Annotated in this window: 25 protein-coding genes; 7 read left to right on the plus strand and 18 right to left on the minus strand. The window is 45.7% G+C overall.

Going from position 1 to position 20778, the window contains the following annotated elements; translation table 11 throughout:
* Nucleotides 1-100 precede the first annotated feature (100 nt).
* The gene (locus tag Q0N89_RS04450) at nucleotides 101-253 is read right to left on the minus strand and encodes a hypothetical protein (RefSeq protein ID WP_294033796.1); all 153 of its coding nucleotides are present in this window, start codon (nucleotides 251-253) and stop codon (nucleotides 101-103) included.
* A 108-nt stretch (nucleotides 254-361) separates the two neighbouring features.
* On the opposite strand from Q0N89_RS04450, the gene Q0N89_RS04455 reads away from it, so the two are divergent.
* From Q0N89_RS04455 to Q0N89_RS04465, 3 genes are all read left to right on the plus strand, one after another.
* Nucleotides 362-628, plus strand: a complete 267-nt coding sequence (locus tag Q0N89_RS04455; RefSeq protein ID WP_294033798.1) for a hypothetical protein — start codon at nucleotides 362-364, stop codon at nucleotides 626-628.
* Between the two features lie 116 nt (nucleotides 629-744).
* Nucleotides 745-912, plus strand: a complete 168-nt coding sequence (locus Q0N89_RS04460) for a hypothetical protein (protein ID WP_294033800.1) — start codon at nucleotides 745-747, stop codon at nucleotides 910-912.
* Nucleotides 903-1040: a hypothetical protein gene (locus Q0N89_RS04465; protein ID WP_294033802.1), complete on the plus strand. Its 138-nt coding sequence runs from the start codon at nucleotides 903-905 to the stop codon at nucleotides 1038-1040. Before Q0N89_RS04460 ends, Q0N89_RS04465 begins: the two co-directional genes overlap by 10 nt.
* Before the next feature lie 307 nt (nucleotides 1041-1347).
* On the opposite strand, the gene Q0N89_RS04470 is transcribed toward Q0N89_RS04465, so the two are convergent.
* The 14 genes from Q0N89_RS04470 to codB form a co-directional block, all read right to left on the minus strand.
* Nucleotides 1348-3426 carry a DUF3987 domain-containing protein gene (locus tag Q0N89_RS04470; protein WP_294033804.1) on the minus strand — a complete coding sequence of 693 codons (2079 nt, stop codon included), beginning with the start codon at nucleotides 3424-3426 and terminating at the stop codon, nucleotides 1348-1350.
* A gap of 64 nt (nucleotides 3427-3490) precedes the next feature.
* Nucleotides 3491-4075 carry a CHC2 zinc finger domain-containing protein gene (locus tag Q0N89_RS04475; RefSeq protein ID WP_294033806.1) on the minus strand — a complete coding sequence of 195 codons (585 nt, stop codon included), beginning with the start codon at nucleotides 4073-4075 and terminating at the stop codon, nucleotides 3491-3493.
* Complete coding sequence (locus Q0N89_RS04480; RefSeq protein WP_294033808.1) at nucleotides 4072-4476, minus strand: hypothetical protein; 405 nt, start codon at nucleotides 4474-4476, stop codon at nucleotides 4072-4074. Before Q0N89_RS04480 ends, Q0N89_RS04475 begins: the two co-directional genes overlap by 4 nt.
* A gap of 109 nt (nucleotides 4477-4585) precedes the next feature.
* On the minus strand, nucleotides 4586-4891 hold the full coding sequence (locus Q0N89_RS04485; protein ID WP_294033810.1) for a hypothetical protein: 306 nt from the start codon (nucleotides 4889-4891) through the stop codon (nucleotides 4586-4588).
* 1 nt (nucleotide 4892) lies between these two features.
* Nucleotides 4893-5378 (minus strand): hypothetical protein, encoded by a 486-nt coding sequence (locus tag Q0N89_RS04490; RefSeq protein WP_294033812.1) that lies wholly within the window; start codon nucleotides 5376-5378, stop codon nucleotides 4893-4895.
* 174 nt (nucleotides 5379-5552) lie between these two features.
* A complete protein-coding gene (locus Q0N89_RS04495; protein WP_294033814.1) occupies nucleotides 5553-5777 on the minus strand; it encodes a hypothetical protein in 225 nt (74 codons plus the stop codon).
* Nucleotides 5778-5786: 9 nt separating this feature from the next.
* A complete protein-coding gene (locus tag Q0N89_RS04500) occupies nucleotides 5787-6107 on the minus strand; it encodes a hypothetical protein (RefSeq protein WP_294033816.1) in 321 nt (106 codons plus the stop codon).
* On the minus strand, nucleotides 6104-6304 hold the full coding sequence (locus Q0N89_RS04505; RefSeq protein ID WP_294033818.1) for a transcriptional regulator: 201 nt from the start codon (nucleotides 6302-6304) through the stop codon (nucleotides 6104-6106). The genes Q0N89_RS04500 and Q0N89_RS04505 overlap by 4 nt, the downstream gene beginning before the upstream one ends.
* 137 nt (nucleotides 6305-6441) lie before the next feature.
* Nucleotides 6442-7170, minus strand: a complete 729-nt coding sequence (locus Q0N89_RS04510) for a hypothetical protein (RefSeq protein WP_294033821.1) — start codon at nucleotides 7168-7170, stop codon at nucleotides 6442-6444.
* 103 nt (nucleotides 7171-7273) lie between these two features.
* Nucleotides 7274-7738 carry a hypothetical protein gene (locus Q0N89_RS04515; protein WP_294033823.1) on the minus strand — a complete coding sequence of 155 codons (465 nt, stop codon included), beginning with the start codon at nucleotides 7736-7738 and terminating at the stop codon, nucleotides 7274-7276.
* Nucleotides 7731-7976 (minus strand): hypothetical protein, encoded by a 246-nt coding sequence (locus Q0N89_RS04520; RefSeq protein WP_294033825.1) that lies wholly within the window; start codon nucleotides 7974-7976, stop codon nucleotides 7731-7733. Before Q0N89_RS04520 ends, Q0N89_RS04515 begins: the two co-directional genes overlap by 8 nt.
* 55 nt (nucleotides 7977-8031) lie before the next feature.
* The gene (locus Q0N89_RS04525; protein WP_294033827.1) at nucleotides 8032-8169 is read right to left on the minus strand and encodes a hypothetical protein; all 138 of its coding nucleotides are present in this window, start codon (nucleotides 8167-8169) and stop codon (nucleotides 8032-8034) included.
* Between the two features lie 877 nt (nucleotides 8170-9046).
* Nucleotides 9047-10315, minus strand: a complete 1269-nt coding sequence (codA, locus tag Q0N89_RS04530) for a cytosine deaminase (RefSeq protein ID WP_294033829.1) — start codon at nucleotides 10313-10315, stop codon at nucleotides 9047-9049.
* A 31-nt stretch (nucleotides 10316-10346) separates the two neighbouring features.
* On the minus strand, nucleotides 10347-11624 hold the full coding sequence (gene codB / locus Q0N89_RS04535; protein WP_294033831.1) for a cytosine permease: 1278 nt from the start codon (nucleotides 11622-11624) through the stop codon (nucleotides 10347-10349).
* A 344-nt stretch (nucleotides 11625-11968) separates the two neighbouring features.
* Between codB and Q0N89_RS04540 the strand changes: the two genes are divergently transcribed.
* From Q0N89_RS04540 to Q0N89_RS04550, 3 genes are all read left to right on the plus strand, one after another.
* A complete protein-coding gene (locus Q0N89_RS04540) occupies nucleotides 11969-12586 on the plus strand; it encodes a DedA family protein (RefSeq protein WP_078253949.1) in 618 nt (205 codons plus the stop codon).
* Entirely contained in the window at nucleotides 12587-13411 is an 825-nt protein-coding gene (locus Q0N89_RS04545; RefSeq protein ID WP_294033835.1) for a Cof-type HAD-IIB family hydrolase, read from the plus strand. It begins immediately after the preceding gene.
* A gap of 179 nt (nucleotides 13412-13590) precedes the next feature.
* A complete protein-coding gene (locus Q0N89_RS04550) occupies nucleotides 13591-14421 on the plus strand; it encodes an N-acetylmuramoyl-L-alanine amidase (RefSeq protein WP_294033837.1) in 831 nt (276 codons plus the stop codon).
* Between the two features lie 37 nt (nucleotides 14422-14458).
* On the opposite strand, the gene Q0N89_RS04555 is transcribed toward Q0N89_RS04550, so the two are convergent.
* Both Q0N89_RS04555 and nagZ read right to left on the minus strand, forming a co-directional pair.
* Nucleotides 14459-15412 (minus strand): arginase family protein, encoded by a 954-nt coding sequence (locus tag Q0N89_RS04555; RefSeq protein WP_294033839.1) that lies wholly within the window; start codon nucleotides 15410-15412, stop codon nucleotides 14459-14461.
* A gap of 177 nt (nucleotides 15413-15589) precedes the next feature.
* Nucleotides 15590-16663, minus strand: a complete 1074-nt coding sequence (gene nagZ, locus Q0N89_RS04560) for a beta-N-acetylhexosaminidase (RefSeq protein ID WP_294033841.1) — start codon at nucleotides 16661-16663, stop codon at nucleotides 15590-15592.
* Nucleotides 16664-16984: 321 nt separating this feature from the next.
* Between nagZ and Q0N89_RS04565 the strand changes: the two genes are divergently transcribed.
* Complete coding sequence (locus Q0N89_RS04565; protein ID WP_294033843.1) at nucleotides 16985-19165, plus strand: carboxy terminal-processing peptidase; 2181 nt, start codon at nucleotides 16985-16987, stop codon at nucleotides 19163-19165.
* Nucleotides 19166-19277: 112 nt separating this feature from the next.
* On the opposite strand, the gene gorA is transcribed toward Q0N89_RS04565, so the two are convergent.
* Entirely contained in the window at nucleotides 19278-20630 is a 1353-nt protein-coding gene (gorA, locus tag Q0N89_RS04570) for a glutathione-disulfide reductase (RefSeq protein WP_294033845.1), read from the minus strand.
* Nucleotides 20631-20778: the final 148 nt, after the last annotated feature.

Below are 20778 nucleotides of genomic sequence, written 5' to 3' on the forward strand. Positions count from 1 at the left end.
AAAATGAATAAATCCGCCCATGATGCAACATAGGCGGATTGTTTTTGGGCTTATGCAGGCTAATAAATAATAATATAAAATATATATAATATAGAATATCTTAATAATATTTCAGATATATATAATAAGGAAAGGGGAAATTAAAAAAGCATTTATCAAATAAAATAAATCGCCATAAATCCGCCATTTGGATGACAACCGCCCACGCCTGCCACAATGCCACCAATAGCATGATGGCTGGTGGTGCTGGCATAGTACTAGTTACTTGGTGATGCCATTGCCCACACTGGTAGCGGTGGTGGCAATTGGTGGCAGTGATACCGCTGGCATGATATTGGCAGTTGCCCCCGTTGGTGGCATCATGGCAAGTTATCCAGCCATTGCCCATTATTGGCATTGGCGGTTATCCAGTGTTGGCATGGTGCTGGTGATTATCGCACCCGCCACATTTGGCAAGATACCAGCAACCGCCCACGCCTGCCAAGCCCAGCACCCAAAGGCAACCCCAGCAAACCTATCACCAGCAACCGCCCAGCCATTAAATTTAGCTTGTGTGCTCGGCGTGTCGGCACATAATCATATAAAGATATACCAGCACCACCCCACCCACAACAACACAAAGTTATAAAAACTGGGAAAATGGGGAAAATGGGAAAATGACACCAGCAAAGCTATATATAGCAAGGCTTGCCCCGTTTTCCCCTATTTTAGGCAAATGGGAAAATGGGGGAAAATAAGGGGAAAATGGGTAGCTATCACGCCTGCCACAATGCCACCAATAGCATGATGGCTGGTGGTGCTGGCAGTGCTGGTTACTTGGTGATGCCATTGCCTACACTGGTAGCGGTGCTGGCAATTGGTGGCGGTGATACCGCTGGCATGATATTGGCAGTTGCCCACTGGTGGCATTAGGGCAAGTTATCCAGCCATTGCCCATTATTGGTAATGGCGGTCATTTTGACCGTCGTTATTATACCGCTGGTTACTTGGTGATGGCTGGCGGTGCTGGTGATTGGTGGTGCTATCGCCTAAGCTGGTAGCATTGCTGGCTATCCAGTCATTAACCCACAACAACACAAAGTTATAAAAACTGGGAAAATGGGGAAAATGGGAAAATGACACCAGCAAAGCTATATATAGCAAGGCTTGCCCCGTTTTCCCCTATTTTAGGCAAATGGGAAAATGGGGGAAAATAAGGGGAAAATGGGTAGCTATCACGCCTGCTACAATGCCACCAATGGCATGATGGCTGGTGTTTGGCTTGCTTGGTGATGGCTGGTGGTGCTGGTGGTAGGCTATGCCAAAGAAAAAAGCCCCTGCAATGCAAAGGCTTTTTGGGCGGTAGGCTTAGGCGGTCAATAACTTTGGGTTAATCTCAATAAATCTACAATCATCTTGATAGGCTAGGCGGATATGCTGTTTTTCTAGCAAATAATCTATCGCCAATTCAAAAACCGCCTTTTGTCTAAGTACTTTTGGGCTAATGGTGCTTTGTACTTCTGAATAACCAAAGCTTGCTGTATTTCGCATCTTGGCACGCTTAACAAGCCATTCTATCAATAGTTCTGCATCCCCTTTGTTGCCATCTGTAATATCACAATATTTCAAGCGTTCTGCAATGGAAAAATCCACCAGCTTACTAGCATTGATGATATGTTCTTTGCTTACTGCCTTTTCGCCTTGGAATAATGCCAGCAGGCAAGCGATACGGGCGGTATTTTCGCCCATACGCCCAGCAAATGCAGGGATTTGGGCGTATGGTTCGCCAGTGCGTTGCTTGGTTTCTACATCCTGCATATAATCCGCCAAGGCTTGCTTTGCACTTTGGTCTTTAAATGGCATATTTACACGCTCTATAGGTTTATCAATCAGTAAATCCCTACATTTTTTATAATACTTGGTCAAATGCCAATCTTGGCTAGGGCTAGCGTTCATGCGGTCGGGCGTGTTGTATTGTCTGTACCCTTGGAAACTCTTTGGGCAAGCCAATAACGCCCTAGGCAAAAAGCCTTGATTGATTAATACGGGGTCTGTCATGGCAGGTTCTAATATCACCCGTTGCCCCATAACATCCAGCGTTAGGCGTGCATCATAGGCATTTGTTCTATCTTGCCCAGTTTTACCCCTTTGACTTCTAATTTTACTGACTGGGCTACCATCCCAAAGCTTGGTTAAGCTTGAAATGCTACTACCAGCGGTATCAGATTTCATGCTATACCCATTAAAAAATTGCCCAGCTTCATCCGTATTCCAATAAACATCCTTTTGTTCATCCAAAATAAACTTATCCGTAACCGCCTCTATCGTGCCATCTGATACCATGTAAGTGTAGCTTTTTGGCTTTGGGTTGTTCGCTTTTTCTTTTGGTGGCTGGCGTTCCCATTCATTGAGTACTGCCAAATAGTTTAAATAGTTTTCTTTTTCCCATTCTGCCAATTCATGGTTAGCCAATTTGGTTGCCTGTGATTTGCCTTGACCGCTGGGAAATTCGGTGATTAAAAACAAGCTGGCAGGGATATGGGTGTTTAAAAATGGGGCGTTTGCCATACGCTGACCAATGGCAGATAACACGCCCAGCACACTTTGCCCAGCTACCGCCAAAGGGACTTGTGCATAATAGGCGATTTGTGTGATTACATCCGCCAATTCACTGCCAAAGCTATCAAGCGGATAATCATTTTCTTTGTGGTACTTGTCATCCAGTGGTAACGGTTCGCCCCATGGTTCATCCTGTTTTGGTACAGGCGTGGCGGTTGCTGGCTGGTTGTTTGGTGCTGTTTTGGCGGTGCTGGTAGCGTGTAAAAGCTGTTGCAAGCGGTCATTATCCAGCATTGGCAAAGCCTGTAATTTGGCGTGCATGGTGGCAATGTCGCACCCTTGCATATAATCGACAATATCGCCTTTTTCTACCAAGCCCAGCTTATCTACATCTACAATACGGATTGTGGGCGGTGGTGATAGTGCTTGCAAGGCTTGAATAAAGGTATCCAGCCATGAAATGCCAGCGGTATCATTATCACGCCATAATACACATTCTTTACCTGCCAAGGGCTGTAAATCATGGGCGGTAATGGTATTGCTACCGCCTGTTGTGGTGGCGATATAGCCCAAATTGTCCATTAAATCCGCTTTTTGTTCACCTTCAAAAATCCATACGGATTGTGATTGGCTAAGCTTATGCAGGTAATACAAGGGTTTTTGGTTGGGCGTAAAGACTGGTTCGCCCATTTTCCACTGATTATCCACACCAAAAAAGAATGGGCGGATATGTTTTTTGCCTTGAGCGTTTTTTAGGCGTGCTTTGGCGTAAATCGTGTTCCCCTGTGCATCGGTGTACTGGTGAATGGTGATGGCATCATAGCCTTGATTTATCAGTTTGCCAAATAAACCTTTGGCAATGGGGGTTAATTCGTTTGGATTGTACATTTGTTGTTATTCCTAGTCATTCATCATCATAAATAAAGGGGTTGTTTGGCTGGTGCTGGCGTGATTAGCGGTATAAATCCAAGTCTTTGCACGCCTGCACAAAATCCACCCCAAAGCGTGCCATATAAAAACCCACCATATCGCCACTAGCACCGCATACATGGCAGATATAGCCCCCATGGTCTGTATTGATAGATAAGCTGGGGTGTTTATCACCGTGAAATGGGCAAAGTGCAGAACGCCACACGCCACCGCCTTTAAGCGTTAGCCCATAAGTATGATAAAAATCTATCGGGCTTGGCAGGCGTGATAAATCCGCTCTTTGGCGTTGTTTTTGCTGGGGCTTGGCTTTGTGCTGGCGGTTTGCTTGGCTGGGTGCTTGGCGTGGCGGTTGCTGATTGCTACCCATGCCAAAGCTTGCCTTGTTTGCCCCTGTATTTGCCCCATTTTGGGCGGTTTTTTGGGGGTTTTGGGTGTGGCTGGTGGTTTTGCCTTGCCATGTCATCCTGTGGGCGTGGCGTGGCTGATGGTGCGTGTGGCGGTAGTGGTGTGCTGGGTGGCGTTTGCCAATACCGCCCGTTGTACGCTTGGCAAATGGGGCGGATTGCCCCATTGCTGGATTGGTGGTGGCGTTAGTGTCTGTTGTCATGATTGCCCCTTATGGCTTGTGATAAGTGATATTGCTTGCTTTGCGACAATCTCACGGCTTAGCGTTTCGCAAAAGTCCTTGTAATGGCGTGTGCCTTTTAGGTGTTCATTTAGGCTTTGTGCATCACCAAACGCCAAATCCGCCAAATATTCGCCCTTGTTTATCACGCTTAGGGCTAGGGCAAATTTTTGTTTGGGTTCAAGCTGGGCGGAAATGTTGCCATCTGCCAGCACCTTGACCAGCTCTATCATGTTTTCCAATCCACCGCTAAGAAATAGCAAAAAACCCACCATATCCGCAAAATCGCACGCATTTATTTCAATGGTTGTAGGCGATTGCGATAATGCGTTAATTTCGGTGATACTGCTGGTGGTGTGGATGGTATGTTGTGTACTTTTCATAAATAATCCTAATTTGTTCATTCAATGCTGTTATACAAAAGCCAAATTTTGGGTAATAAAGCCCTAAGCGGTGCTATTCTTGGAATAAACCGCCTAATTTGGCGTATGCTTAGTGTGGCACTTGCTCAATGCTAATGGGTGTTGCTGGATAGTCTTTGGCGATAAGTTCCGCCATGCTGACGGCTTGGCGTTGGCTATCAAAAAGCCGTTTAATGCCAAGCTTTGGGGCGGTTAAGATATAGCCAGCTTGTTTGCTAGGGTTTAGGCTTTTAACTAGGCGGGTGATTTTTGATAATCTGATATCCGCCTTTGGATTAGCCTGTTGTAGCTGGTAATACCGCTTGATGGCATCATATTCTTGGCTAAACACTTGCAAAATATCCAATTCTTTGCAGTAAATTTGAAAATGCACCATCTTATACCCCCATAACCGCTAAAATAGCGACAACAAGGCAAGCAATAGGCAAGCCAAGCACAAAGCCCAAAACAAGGCTTTCTACTGGGGTAAAAATGGAAAATTTTTGAATGGTGGTTGAAATGGTATGGGTGATTGCATTCATGGCGAACGCTCCTATGTGTTTAGTTAGTGTTGCCACCCATAATAAAGGGTGGCGGGGCTGAACTACCGCACATAAACGGCTGGGGCTATTTCCTAAAAAAGGTATTGTATTTACCCCCATCACCCCGCCATAACTGGTGATACTGTATGTATCTTGTAATGACGGAATATTTACGCTTGTGGGGCTGTTATCGCTAACAGTAGGCGTAAAAATAGCCAATGAATGACGGCTTGGCAATGCCGTTATGTGTTTAGTAGTGGCGTTATTATCGCTATGCCAAGCAAAAAATTCAAGCGATTTTTGCAAATATTGCGATAATTGCGAAAAAATAGTAAATTGCATGATATAATTACCTTGTTGTTTTTCATCATCACCCCTTGCCTAGTGTAAGGGGCTTTTTTATTGGCGGTTGCGGTGATAAGTGTGCATTAGGGCGGTTTTTGTGCGTTTTTTTACCCTGTTGCAGGCGTGGGCGGTGCTTTGTACCAGTTCACGCCTGCACCGCTTAAACTCGCACTAAAAGGCAGTGGGATAGCCATGTTTGACGCACATATTGCGACAATAAATTACCACTCCCACAAATGATAATTCTGCTTTTTCGCCATGGCGTATTAGCTTATTCAAGTAGGCGTTTTGGTTTAGGCGTCTGCCTTGGCGGTTGTAGGGTTCTACTTGCCACATGGTTTGTCGGTGGGTTTTGGCTTGTGGCGATAAAGTGGATTGTTGGTTTGAGTTTGTCATGATTAATCCTTATTGGTCATTGGTTGGATTGGTGGAATGGCTGGTATCCCATGGGCGGTTAGGGCTGTTTTGATGCCGTTTGATATAGTCCGCATCTAGGTAGTAGCGTTTTAGGCGTTTGCCATTGCTGGTAAAGAAATAATCGCCATGAATAGGTACGCCGTAAATGCGTCTAAGTTCGCCCAGTCGCTGGGTAGTGCATAGACACCCAAACAACTGCACACCATCAAGGGCGGTTAGGCTGTTGCCCTTGAGTAGATACTCAAACATGCGCTTGGTGGTATCTGATAATGATTTTTTGTGCTTTTGGGTCAATGGTGCTTGTTTCATGCGTTTTCCCCTTGTGCTTTGTGCCAGTCAATCAATGCTTGATAGTCAAAATAAACAGATGATTGCATTTTGTTACCCGTTTTGTAGGGTCTAGGAAATGTTGGGTCATTCTCTACCAGCGTTCTAAGCTTTTCACGCCCAATTGCCAGTAGTTCGCACGCTTGTTTTTTGGTTACTCTGATAGGTTTTAAGGTCATATTTCCCCCATTTGGTGATATTGGTTAAAGTCATGCCATGCTTGGCTGTGTGGGGATATGATAAAAAATGAAAAGCATAAAAAACCCTAGTTAGGATTTTGTTCATCCTAACTAGGGTTCATGGCGTGGCAGGGTAGTTACTTGCTCATTTCGTGGGCTATCTTTAACCATGTGGCAACGGTGTCATCACTAAGGGTATTGCCTTGTAATTCCATGTTGGTGCGTATTTTTCTATTTGCTTCACCGTATGGCTGGGTTATATCCAATCCTAGCAATTCAACGGCTAAGGCTGAAATAATTTTACCTGCATTGTTTGCGGTTCTTGTAGGCAACTCTTTATCATTCGAATTAGTGGCAGGCTTGGCGGTTGCTTGTAACTGGTCAATTTGGGTTTGTAGTTCGTTAATTTTCTGCTCTTTTTGGTTTAGCTGGTCTTTTAGGCGGGCTATTTCATCATTTTTTTCTTGCAACTCATTTGATGATTTTGGGCGGTATTCAATGGCGGTTAATGGCTTTTCTGACAAACCAAACGCCATTTCCATTACAGTAATAAGACGGTTTTTTAGCTCATTATTTTCATTTTTTAAGTCTTTTATTTCGTTTTTTAGTTCTTTTTTGCTTTTGCCCGTGTTGCTAGGCGATTGTGCGGGTCGGGTTTCGCCTGTTTCATGGTCAATTACAACGGGGGTAGGTTTGGCAGGAATAGCGTTTTCGCCAAATGGGTTTGCAAATGCTTTGGCTATACGCCCCAAATGTTCAATTTGTTCAAACATAGGGGCGGCAAGGCTCTCTAACCGCTCTTGAGATGCACGCAATCCTTGCATAAGATTGGTTAAGGGGGGTTTCTTGTTTGGGTTATCACTCATATTCCACACCTAACCACACCAAATATTTATAGGGTGCATGGCGTTGGCGTTATGGTGTGGATGGTAACGCCGTTCGGTAGCTACTCCTAGCCATGCAAAAAGGTTAAATTTGGCTAACTGGATAAACCAGCCTTAAGGGATTGGACACTAAACGAATAAAACCCAACTTGGCGTAATATTCTGCCAGCGTTTCGGTCTTGGCATCTATCGCCACAAATGCCACGCCTGCCATTGTGCTAATACTTTTGGCTTGGTGCATGGCATGGCTAATTAGCTGATTGGCTAAGCCTTTGCCCTGCTCACCGATTGCCACCCCCAAACGCCCAATCAATACCGCTGGTATCTGCTTGGGATAGCCTTTGATAGCTCCTTGGGTGTTATCTAGGCTTATGGCTGATAATGTATAAAATGCTTGTATGGTTACCCCGTCTGTCAAGGCGTGGACTTGTGCAATGCCCTTTTTGCAGTGCTGACTTGCTAGGTGTTGTAAATAGTGGTTAATACTGGCATTGCCACAATCAAAGCTTTGTTTGTCGTGCTGTTTGTTTAATGGCTGTATCTTAAGCATGATTAGCCCCATGCAATGCTAATAACTCACGCATGGCAGGGCTTGGCGGTGGTGGATTATCCAATAGTTCTTGTAATAACGCCCCATCTTGTACCCCAATGACAAAGCTTGTCGGGTCTGCATCTAACTGGGGTTCATCAAAAAAGGTGCGTTGTAACAACTCTGCCACGCTAACCCCTTGGGCTTGTGCCTTGGCGGTGATGGCTTGTTCTATTTGTGGTGGTAAGTCAATTATCATAGGCTTGTCCTTATTGTGTTTTTTTTGGATTGTGTTTGTGGGTATTATATCATAGTTATTGCCATATATCACCGCCACCAATTGCCAGCACCGCTACCAGTGTAGGCAATGGCATCACCAAGTAACCAGCACTGCCAGCACCACCAGCCATCATGCTATTGGTGGCATTGTGGCAGGCGTGATAGCTACCCATTTTCCCCTTATTTTCCCCCATTTTCCCATTTGCCTAAAATAGGGGAAAACGGGGCAAGCCTTGCTATATATAGCTTTGCTGGTGTCATTTTCCCATTTTCCCCATTTTCCCAGTTTTTTATAACTTTGTGTTGTTGTGGGTTAATGACTGGATAGCCAGCACCATGCCAGCGGTATCAATACGCCTTATCCATCCCACCTAGTATTACATAGACCAGCCGACACAGCCAAGCAAAGCTTAACAGGGTTAAAATAAGCAATTGTGTTATAAGATGCACATTAACCGCCAAGCCCTGCCATACTTGCTATAAAATCATGTTTGCTTGGTGGGATGGCTGGGGGGTGGTGAAAAAGTTTCAGACAGCACCCCCAGCGGACACCACGCCCCATCCCGTGCATAAAAAAATTTCCATTTTCCGAAATTTTTTCCGCTTTTCTCCAAAGATACCCCAAACAGGCGGAAATTATTGTATAAATCCCATCCCCATGATAAGATTGGTAATACATGGGATAAATTAGGCGGAAAAACATTCAGACCGCCAAAGCCTATAGGGGTGGTTTCAAAGTGAAATTGTCTATCGCTAGAAACCCAGACCCGCAATATTTTTTTCACACGGTCAAAACCCCATAGGGGGTATATCCGTTACAAAACTAGGATTTTTTGGGGCAATTGCCAAATCATAGCACCTTGTTTTTTGTATCTCTATTTGTATCTCTACTAGGTACATTTTTTGATAACTGTTTATAAATCAATAAGTTATGATATTTGTTCAAGTAACGCCATCTCCACCAATTTTCCAATAAAAATCCTAAGTAAATCAGTTACTTAGGATTTTTATTGTTTATGCACAAGTGATTATTTGACGGTTTACTTCCTATTATTCACTCAGAATCTTGCAATACTCTAGCTGTCTTTGCATAATCACCTTGCCATGTCTGACGCTCAGCATCACCTTGGCTTGATTGGCAAGTGCATCATAGTCATCTTTGGCATTTAGGATAATAAAGTTGGCAGGCTTACCAATTTCAATGCCATAATCATTGTGAACATTGAGTGTTTTAGCACCATTGACCGATACAAAATCCAAACATCTGGACAAATCTTTATAGCCTAGCATATGGCAAATATGCAGCCCTGCATCCAAAATTCTCATGATATTGCCATTGCCCACTGGATACCAAGGGTCACGGATTGAATCTTGGGCAAAGCATACATTCATTCCCGCTGCATCAATCTCAGGCACACGGGTCAAGCCACGGCGTTTTGGATAACCATCATATCGCCCTTGCAAATGAATACTCTCGGTCGGGCAACAAATGAAGTTGATTTTTGATTGCTTAAGCAGGCGAAACAACTTAAAGCAATAAGCATTGTCATATGAGCCCATAGCGGTCGTATGACTAGCTGTTGTTCGCTCGCCCATACCACGCTGCAACACTTCATCCGCCAACACTTCCAAAAATCTTGAGCTTGGGTCATCAGTCTCATCGCAGTGCACATCGATGAGCTTGTCATATTTATCCGCCAAATCCACCAAGAATTTGACGGATGATACACCTTTATCACGAGTATATTCAAAATGCGGAATACCGCCGACGACATCAGCACCCATCTGCACCGCTTTTTCGAGCAAATGTCTGCCATTATCAAATGATTCAATGCCTTCTTGGGGAAATGCCACAATCTGAATATCCATCAAATCCTTAACTTCATCTTTGATTTCAAGCAATGCCTGCATACCAATCATGGCAGGGTCTGTGGTGTCAGCATGAGTACGAACATATTGGATACCGTGACTAGCAAGCATCTCAACCACTTGTCTGGCTCGGCGCTTGGTATCTTCAATTTGATCGGTTTGAGATTTTTTAACCCATGCTTTGCGCTGACCCCAACGCTCAATCCCTTCAAATAATGTACCTGTCATATTCCACTCAGGTTCACCCGCTGTCAGCACATAGTCCAAGTGGATATGCGGTTCAACCAGTGGTGTCATGAGTAGGTTTTCATCGGCATCAATAAGCTGTTCATTTGGCTCAAGAGCAAGCTTACTCTCTTGTGGCGTGATGGCGGTAAATCTGCCATGCTCATATTCAACACTAAACAGTTCTGTTTGCTGACGCAGTCGTGCATTAATAATTTTCATCATTGATTCTCCAATTCGAATTTCATTCATTACATTAAGATGATTTTGCCAAAGTTAGGTTAGTGGATTTGTTTTTGTAAGCTTGCTGCACTTTTACACCCACACCATATACCACTACTGAAGTTACGATGCCTACAATCGGCGCAAACCAAGGACTAAAATACGCCACTGCTGAACCGATCACATAAGCCGTCAAGCCAAGGTAATTGAAATTTGGTAATTTAGTCCACAGTTCAGGATATTGTCCACGATGCTTAATCCAAAAGTCTGCCATAATCACCCCGCCAATCGGTGGCATAAAAGTGCCAAGCAATACCAAAAATGGAATCAACATTTCATACATACCGCCAACTGCCAATACAATACCCACAATCGCCGCCGCAAAAGTCATCAGCTTATGGCGATCTGAACGCACCAGATGGCATGCAGCTGCCGAGACATTGTAAATCGTTGGTCCTTGAATAGTGGCAAGGTTTAGGCATAACATTACAACTGCCGCAATGGATAAACCTTGCAAAATCAGCACTTCCACAATATCCGCCTGCTGATAAGCAATCGCCATCCAAGCACCTGCTAGCACCATCGCACCATTACCCACCACAAAACTTACCAAGCATACCCAAATGGCAGTTTTGCCATTTTTGGCAGTGCGAGTCCAGTTGGTGATTTGAGTTGCACCCGATGCAAAAGTACCAAAAACAATGGTCAGCGCTTGAGCGACTGTTAGCTTATCCGTTGGCATGGCAGCAAACAGCCCATCAAAACCGCCCACATCTTTGGTGGCAGTCACAATTGACCATACCAAAATCACACTCATCACAGGGATGGATAATTTGGCAAGCATAGCAAGCCCTTTTGAACCAACAATAGCCGTCACTGCAAACGCCAAGCCAAAAGCAATCATCAGCGGTATGGTCAGAGATTCGGACAAATCAAGCAGCTTTACCAATGAAATAGCAATCGTCGCCGTACCCCACGCATACCAACCAAGCTCAGCAAAACCAAGCACCATATCAGACAGCTTTGAGCCAATATTACCAAAGCAAAACCGCCCCATCAGCACTGTATTTAGACCACTTTTGGCAGAAATATAACCCAAAGTTGCCGCATAACTAGCAAGTAAAAAATTACCCAATATTGCAATCCACAGGATATCAATAAAATCAAAAGCCACACCGATTTTACTGCCTGCAAACATCGTACCTGTAAAAAAAGTAAACCCAAAAATAACCAAAGTAATGGGCAAAAATCCCTTTCGATGAGATTCAGGTGTTTTTTCAAGCCAACTTTCATCATGTTCAACTGCTGACATTATTCATTCTCCGCATAATATCAAAATCATGAATTTGATTTATGATAAAATTTATAACAATGTTGAGACTTGATAGCGCTATCTTCTGGTGATTTGAATTATATATCTACAGGTAATTCAGTGTAAAATAGTTTAATTTTGTGAATTTGATATTATTTATCAGTTTTTATTATGATATGATAAGTTAATAATATTAATATTATTTATATGATATACGAATAAACTAATAATATTATATGATTATTAAAAGACTCGGCTTGCTTCATACAATCCCTAACAGACGCGCAAACTCATCTTGTGGTACAATAAATTCTTTGAAAAATTCTATCTTTTTTGACACCATGATGAATCAATTAAGCGACTGGGTGCTACTGACGATGGATAAGCTTGGCTTATTTGGCGTAGCGCTGATGATGTTTTTGGAAAACGTGTTTCCGCCGATACCGTCCGAGCTGATTATGCCAGCAGCAGGGTTTGCGGCGGCGATGGGTCGCATGGAGCTGTTTTTGGTGATTATCGCAGGGACGATAGGCTCGGTGCTTGGGGCGTTGCCACTATACTATCTGGGCACGGTCTTTGACGAACAGCGACTATATACATTGACCGAAAAATACGGCAAATATCTACTGCTCAAGCCTGATGACATCATCAATGCTCAAGCCTGGTTTGCCAAATATGGCAAATCGGTGATATTCTTTGGGCGGATGATACCTGCCATTCGCTCGCTGATTTCCATTCCTGCTGGGATGGCTCGGATGCCGATGTTGCCATTTTTGACTTTGACTGCATTGGGCTCGGCGATTTGGACGACGATTTTGGCGTATGCAGGCTTTGTTCTTGGTGTCAATTATCAAGAAGTCGCTGATTTTATCGCACCGATTAGCAGCGCTGTTGGCTGGACGGTAGGTGTGATTGTGCTGTTTGTGGTATTAATCCGATTAAAAAGTTTTTTGAGAAAATAAATGAACCAAGCTGCCCAACTTCCCCACACACCCCGCCCAAAGATTGTCTTTTTTGACATCGATGACACCTTGTACATCAAAGATACCAACCATGTGCCGCCATCTGTCGCCCCTGCCCTAAAAGCACTCAAAGCCACAGGCACACTCATCGCCATCGCATCAGGTCGCAGTCTAGGGGTGATACCGCCCGTGGTACGCACGCTGATTGATGATGTTGGCATTGAGCTACTACTGACCATCAATGGCGGGTATAATCTATGGCAAGGCAAGCCTTTTCTTGATTTCCCCTTAGCCACGGACAAGGTGCGTACCATCATTCAGACGCTCGATGCTGACGGTATCGGGCACGCCTGCATGACGCATGACACCATCTATGCGATGCGTGATACGCCAAATCTGCGTACGGCATTGGCATCACTGCACATTCCTTATCGGTTTGTGTCGCATGATGATTTTGATGACACCCAAGCGGTGTATCAGATTTTGGCGTTTTATGCCGATGGCAAATACACGCCTGCACTGCCACCACAGACCAAGACAGTACGCTGGCATCAGGTTGCTGTCGATGTGCTTGATAGTGATGGTTCAAAGGCTCGTGCCATCGCACGAGTGCTTGATAAGCTTGGTATTGATGCCAAAGATGCCTGCGCATTTGGCGATGGGCTCAATGATGTTGAGATGCATAAGCTGGTCGGCACAGCGATTGCGATGGGTAATGCCCATGATGAGCTCAAACGCCACGCCGATATCGTCTGCCTACGCCATGATGAAGATGGCATCGCCAAGATTTTGGGCAAGCTTGGCTGGATTGATGCTATTTTATAAATAAGCTTATTAAGAGAATTGTAAAAATTAGCATCTGCCATTAGGCTAGTTTGAATGAATGTTTAAGAAATTTGCCACAAAATTTGACAATATCATCACGCCCAATTTGCTATCATCACCCACAGTGCAATCCGCCTTCTAAGCCATATTTCAAGCCACTTTCCAAGCCGTCTTTAGCTATGCCAAAATCCATCATCCTACTACTGAGTATCCTTGCCCTGACAGGCTGTGCGACCACGCCATATTATCCCATTGACCGCACGACTTATCATGCCATCGGACAATCCGAACGCATCGAATACATTATCCTACACTATACCGCCGAAGATTATGATGGCTCGGTCAATGTCCTAACCCAAGGGCGGGTCAGTAGCCACTATCTCATCCCTGATGGCGATGATGATAAGATATATCAACTGGTGGCTGATGATAAGCGAGCATGGCACGCAGGTGTCAGTAGCTTTGGTGGCAAATCATCACTCAATGACATCTCGCTGGGTATCGAAATCGTCAGTGATGGCATCACAGGCAACTATACAGGCTATCGCCCTTATGATGGCTATGTCGATTATACACCCAAACAAATCGCCCAAACCGCCCAATTACTCAAAGAACTCAGTGTCAAATACGCCATTGACCCCACACGTATTCTTGGGCATTCTGACATCGCCCCGAACCGCAAAATCGACCCCGGCGCCAAATTCCCTTGGGAGTATCTATATCGCCATCATGGTATCGGCGCATGGTATGATGAAGCCGACAAGCAGGCGTTTTTGGCGATGATGGATGGCGAAACGGATTTTAATCAGCCCGAGATGATTACGCAAATCAAATCGGCATTGCGTCGTTATGGCTACACCGTCAATGACACCGCCGAATGGGATAGACCGAGCCAAAATGTCATCTATGCCTTTCAGCTACACTTTCGCCCAAAACAGCCCACAGGCCTGATGGATGCTGAGACTTGGGCAATTTTACAAGCCTTGAACAAAAAATATCGCCCAAGCTGACTTGAGCGATATTAATCATATCAATCATATCAATCACTTAGCTACGCTGATGAATCAATGCCAACGCATGATCAAGTAGTCCAAAGATGGTGCGGTGCTTGTCGCTGTCATCATCAAGCGTTGGGTTGAACTCAGTGATTTCAAACAATTTGACATTATCCAACATCAACACACGATCAAAAATCCGTCTGACTTCATCAGCTTGATAGCCATCAGGCTCAGGCGTACCTGTGGCAGGAATCAGCGTATCATCGAGTGCATCGACATCAAAACTGACATAAACCGCATCTAGTCCTGCAAGCTTGTCAATCATCGCATCCAATATCACATCCAGTGATTGGCGATCGCCGCCGGCAATCGGCGTGCCTTTGGCAGAATAAGCAAACATCTGATGCTCTGTAATCAAATGCGCTTCAGGTGGCTCAAAGCTACGCAATCCCAAAAAGAACACATCGCTTGGCAAGATACCATCATGGCTTGAGAGTGATTTCAGCTTATGCCAATAATCTGCCGCCGTCTCATCAAGCGTGTTGATTTGGCAATCGACGTTATCGAGTCTCAATGCTGTCGCTAGTGGCATCCCGTGCATATTGCCCGATGGCGTGGTCAATGCCGAATGTAAATCAGCGTGCGCATCAATCCATACCACGCCGATACGCTGATCACGATGATGATTCATAAACGCTGCCAAATTGCCAATGGCATTAGAATGATCACCGCTGATGATGACGGGAAAAGATTGACCATCCATCTGCTGTAGGCGCTCACCCACCTGCGGCACGAGCGTCTGTTCAAAAAACGGCAACAGAGTTTCGATATATTTCGCCGATGGATGAGCAGGCGCAAGCTTATCATGCTTGGCATAAATCTTGTGTACAGGCGCACTCGGATAATGCATTTCACAATGCTCGGATAACATCGCCACGCCATGCGTCGTGCCGTGTTTGCCTGCGCCAATGTCAGAATAAATTTCAATAAACTCAATCGTCATGCAAATGTGTCCCTATTTGTCCGTTCGATGGGTGAGTTGAATAGACAAGTTAGTATAGCACCGAACGCCATCACGATTTGCAAAAAATCCCAATGGCTTATTCGGTGTTTGTCATAAATTTGCATGATAAGTATGTCAATATCGCATCACATTGTCATACTTCATGTGATATACGCATTAAGCGGTATAATTGGTCGGATCTTTGGTGTCACAAGGGGTGGTAACTTCAGCAAAAAACGCCGCCTGTACCGATGCTTTGGCGTGTGCCCAATACGCAAACTGCTGACAAGTCGTCTCAAGATCGCCAAGCCATGTAGGGATATTGCCTTTCATCCGCCCAAAACGCTGATGCGGTAGCGTCTGCATCTGCTTGGCAGTCTCGATGGCAAGTAGCGCACCTGCTCGATCATTGCACACGAGCGCCATATCACAGCCAGCATCAATCGCCGCCCGCACGCGAGCATCCACCCCGCCTGCAACATGAGCAGCTTTCATGTTAAGATCATCCGAAAATAGCACCCCATCAAAGCCAAGCTTCTCACGGATAATCTCATGAATCCACACGCTTGAGAACCCCGCAGGCTTATCATCCACTTGACTAAAAATCACGTGCGCCGGCATCAAAGCATCAAGCTTATCCAGTGTTTTGACAAAGGTTTGGGTATCAAAATTAAAAATCTCATCAAAACTGCGCTCATCAATGGCATCCGCCACATGAGAATCAGGCGCAATCGAGCCATGCCCCGGGAAATGCTTGCCCGTCGTCGCCATGCCAGCATCTTTCATCCCATCCATAAAGCGTGCCGACAGTGCCACGATCGCATCAGGCTTGGCATGAAACGCACGATCACCAATCACTAGGCTGACTCCATTAATATCAAGTACAGGCGCAAAGCTAAAATCCACACCCACCGCCAGCACTTCTGCCGCCATCAGATAGCCACAGTCATAAGCAAGCTGACACGCCTTATCAGCATCGATGTCATACAGCTCGCCCAGTCGCCCCATCGCAGGCAATGGCGAAAAGCCTGTGCGAAACCGTGCCACACGGCCGCCTTCTTGGTCCACCGCAATCAGCACATCAGGATTGGCGGCACGCATCGCATCGGTCAAGGCACGCACCTGCTCAGGGCTTTCGACATTGCGTGCAAATAAAATCATCCCGCCCACTTCAGGATTGGCAAGTAATGCCACATCGCTGTCATCGAGCACCTTGCCTGCCACATCCGCCATGATAATGCCTGTTGCCATAGTTTTCGCCTTATTCAAGTGATTTTGTTGGATAAATAGCTTATTATGCCATGAATTGCCAAGATTTTTTAGTGCTGATTTGTTGCCGAATCATCCGTGATGGCGATTTTCCACTACTTACCAGCTTGCCTTAGCTAATGACTTATGACACTTTGGCTTGTCATCATGCCTTGCTTAATTCTTGCAAAAATCACCAAAACTTGCCCAAGTGTAACCCACCACCCAATTCCATCTACAAAAACTCTCATGAATGCAAAAAATATTTGGGAAAATTGTGCTAATATAGACAGACCCATTGATAACAATAGTTAGGATAATCTTATGTCAAAACGCCAATATTTGCTTTCAGGCATCGCCACTGCGGTTGCAGGCGTTATTTTTGCCCAAAGTTATGTGACAGTTGCCAGCGCCGCTGACCAAGCCGCCTTTGAGCCGACACCAGCTCAGCGCATCACCGCGCGCCAAGTTGCCCTACTGCTCGACCGTGCGCACTATGTCGATGCTCGCATGGATGCACAGATGAGCCAGAAGATTTTGGCAATGTATTTTGATAAGCTTGATCCAAGCCGTACGCTATTTTTGCAGTCCGACATTGACGAATTTACCGCCAAATATGGCAATAACTACGCTCAGCGTCTGTTGCGTGGCGATTTGAGCGCAGGCATTGAGATTTTTGAGCGTTATCGCACTCGCTCAAATGAGTATTATGACTTTGCCAAAGCATTTTTGGCAAAACCCGTCAATCTCAACACCGATCAAAGCATCGTCATCGATCGTGAAGATGCGCCACGCTTTACCAGCACCGCCGAACAGCGCACTTATTGGCAAAATCAGCTGACCTATTCACTCATCAATTTGACCATCAGCCAAGAAGATGACAAGGCAAAAGACCAAGCATTTTTGAATAATCCTGATCTGTCTCGTGGTCAAGATTTGGTCAAGGCAGAATCTCGCACGCCAACTGAGATTCTGCAAAATCGCCTAAACCGCCAACAAGAACAATTAGCTCGCCTAAAAAATGATGAAATCATGGAATACATCCTTGATTCGGCGACGCTGACTTATGATCCGCACAGTAACTACTTTGCCCCTGTGCAAGCGCAAGATATGCAGATCCAAAGCAGCCTACAGCTTGAAGGTATTGGCGTCTCTATCCGTCCCGACCGCAAAAATCCTGACTACATCCGCATCATCAGCCTAGTCGATGGTGGCCCTGCTGCCAAGTCAGGACAGGTGCGTGCCAATGATTTGATCATCGGCGTCGCCCAAGATGGTGAGCCGATGGTCGATACGGTCGGCTATACCACTCGTGAGATCGTCGCGCTGATTCGTGGTAAGCGTGGCACGAATGTCACCGTCAAGGTCAAACAGCCTAACACGCCCGATTCACAAGCTCGCACCGTGACGCTCACCCGTGATGTCATTCAACAAGAAGAGTCGGGCGTACAGCACCGAGTGATCGAGATACCATATGAAGGCGGCACCAAGCGTGTGGGCGTGCTTGAGATTCCATCATTTTATCTGAATTTCCAAGCTCGCCGAGAAGGGCTGGATGCCAGCCAATATCGCAGCGTCAGCAATGACACCGAAAAAGCCCTAAAAGACCTCACCGCCCAAGGCATCGATGGCCTGGTGGTGGATTTGCGTAACAACCCGGGCGGCTCGCTCGATGAAGTGGCAAAGATGCTTGGCTTTTTTGTCAAAGAAGGCCCGCTTGTACAGATCCGTGACAACCGTGGCAATGTCCGAGTGTATCGTGATGGCGATGGTGGCAAGCAGCTGTATAATGGCGATATGGCGGTGCTTGTCAATCTTGGTTCGGCATCTGCCAGTGAGATTTTTGCTGCCGCTATCCAAGATTATGGACTCGGACTTATCGTCGGTAGTACCACCACAGGCAAAGGCTCAGCCCAAGCACAGCGTGATGATCTAGCGCTTGGTTCAATGACCATCACCCAAAACAAATTCTACCGTATCAATGGTGGCAGTACGCAGAACAAAGGCGTCGTCCCTGATGTCGAGCTTGTCAATATCTATCAAGGCGTAGAATTTGGCGAACGAGAATACAAGAATCCACTGCCTTGGGATACCATCGACTCGACCAACTATGTCGCAGCCGGCAAATATTCTAAGGCGCTGATTGACACACTTCAAGCACAGTCAAAGGCTCGCCAAGCCAAAGATCCGCAGTTTGTTTTCTTAAATAAACTCAATGACATTCGTGCGCTTGATGATGACAAAAAACCTGCCGAAGTAAGCCTGGATAAACGCCGCGCCAAGCTAACTTCGATCGAAAATCAGACCTTGGCGGCCGAAAATACTCGCCGTCAAGCCACTGGCGAAGCACCTTATACTGATTGGTCCACTTATCAAGCCAGTCTTGATGCCATCAGTGAAGAGCGTGGTGCAATGAAAGAAAATGAACGCCCTAAGCTGCCCGAGAGCGAAGCCTATGTGCTTGAAACTGCTCGCTTGATGTTTGATGCCAAAAAAGCACAATAACACAGCACGCCGATAGCAGACAACAAAGCCACGATATTTATACATATCGTGGCTTTTGTTTATTGTCGTGCTTGTTATCGTATTTGATATCAGCAGTCTTAACAGCGGACAATCAGCGCATGGTTACAAACTCTTCTGCACCTGTTGGATGGATAGCGACAGTATTATCAAAATCTGCTTTGGTTGCGCCCATCTTGATTGCCACGCCAAAGCCTTGAATCATCTCATCGACACCAAAGCCAATGCCGTGCAGTCCGATGATTTTCTCATCATCACCAAGACAAACTAGCTTCATACGGCAAGGCTCACGATGTGCTGTGATGGCACTATACATCGGCGTGAAGTTTGAGCGATAGACCTTGATGGCATCATCGCCATATTTTGCCCGAGCGTCCGCTTCACTCATGCCAATCGTACCAATCGGCGGATGGCTAAACATCACCGTCGGTATGAGCGAATAATCCAGTTTTTCGTTCGGTTTATTATTAAACAGTCGCTCAGACAGACGGCGACCTGCCGCCACCGCCACAGGGGTTAGCTCGATACCGCCTGCGATGATATCACCCACTGCATAGATGCCATCGACCGATGTGTTTTGGTATTCATCGACGATGATTTGCCCACGCTCATTCATCGCTACGCCAACTTCTGCAAGCCCGATACCATCGGTGGCAGGCGTACGCCCAATCGCCCAAATCACGCAGTCCACCACAAGACTTGCCCCATCCGCCATCATGATGGTGATGCTACCGTCATCGTTTTTGGTCAGTGATTGCGGATTGGCTTGGGTGTGTAGCTCGATACCATCTTTTTTCATCACATCAACCAGTACATCGACGATATCAGCATCAAATTTACGCAGCGGCTTATCACCACGCACCACCAGATGCGTCTTTGCCCCAAGACTATTGACCACACCTGCCATCTCTACAGCGATATAGCCTGCACCGACGATGGCGATACGCTGTGGCAATTCGGTCAATTCAAAAAATCCATCCGAATCAATACCAAGCTCAGCGCCTGTGATATCAGGACGGCTTGGGCGACCACCTGTCGCAATCAAGATATGCTCAGCCGTGATACGCTCGCCACCAACTTCGATGGTATTTTTGTCAATCAACTTGGCAAAGCCTGTGATGACATCCACCGAATTTTTGGCAAAGACATTTTGATAAGACTGATGAATACGCCCGATATACGCTTGGCGATTGGCAATCAAAGTTTGAAAATCAAAGCGATTCACCGTCACATCAAAGCCATAATCAGGTGCGTATTTATGAATCGCATCAGCAATATGCGCCCCATACCACATTACTTTTTTGGGGACACAGCCGATATTGACGCAAGTGCCGCCGATGTGCTTGGCTTCGATGATGGCGCATTTTTTGCCATAGCTGGCTGCACGGTTGATGGATGCGATACCGCCACTACCGCCACCGATGGCGATATAGTCATAATGTTTCATGGTTATCCTTGGGTTGTTAATCAATCAAACAGCAAAAACTGCCTGCTGATATCTATGATGGCATCACCTTTATCAGTTTGCAAGTTTTTTGGTGCAAAAAAACAGCCACCCTGTAGGATGACTGTTTTGGACAAATTAGAACCGAGAA

The sequence above is a fragment of the uncultured Moraxella sp. genome (assembly GCF_945873075.1).
In the GTDB taxonomy this organism is placed as follows: Bacteria; Pseudomonadota; Gammaproteobacteria; order Pseudomonadales; family Moraxellaceae; genus Moraxella.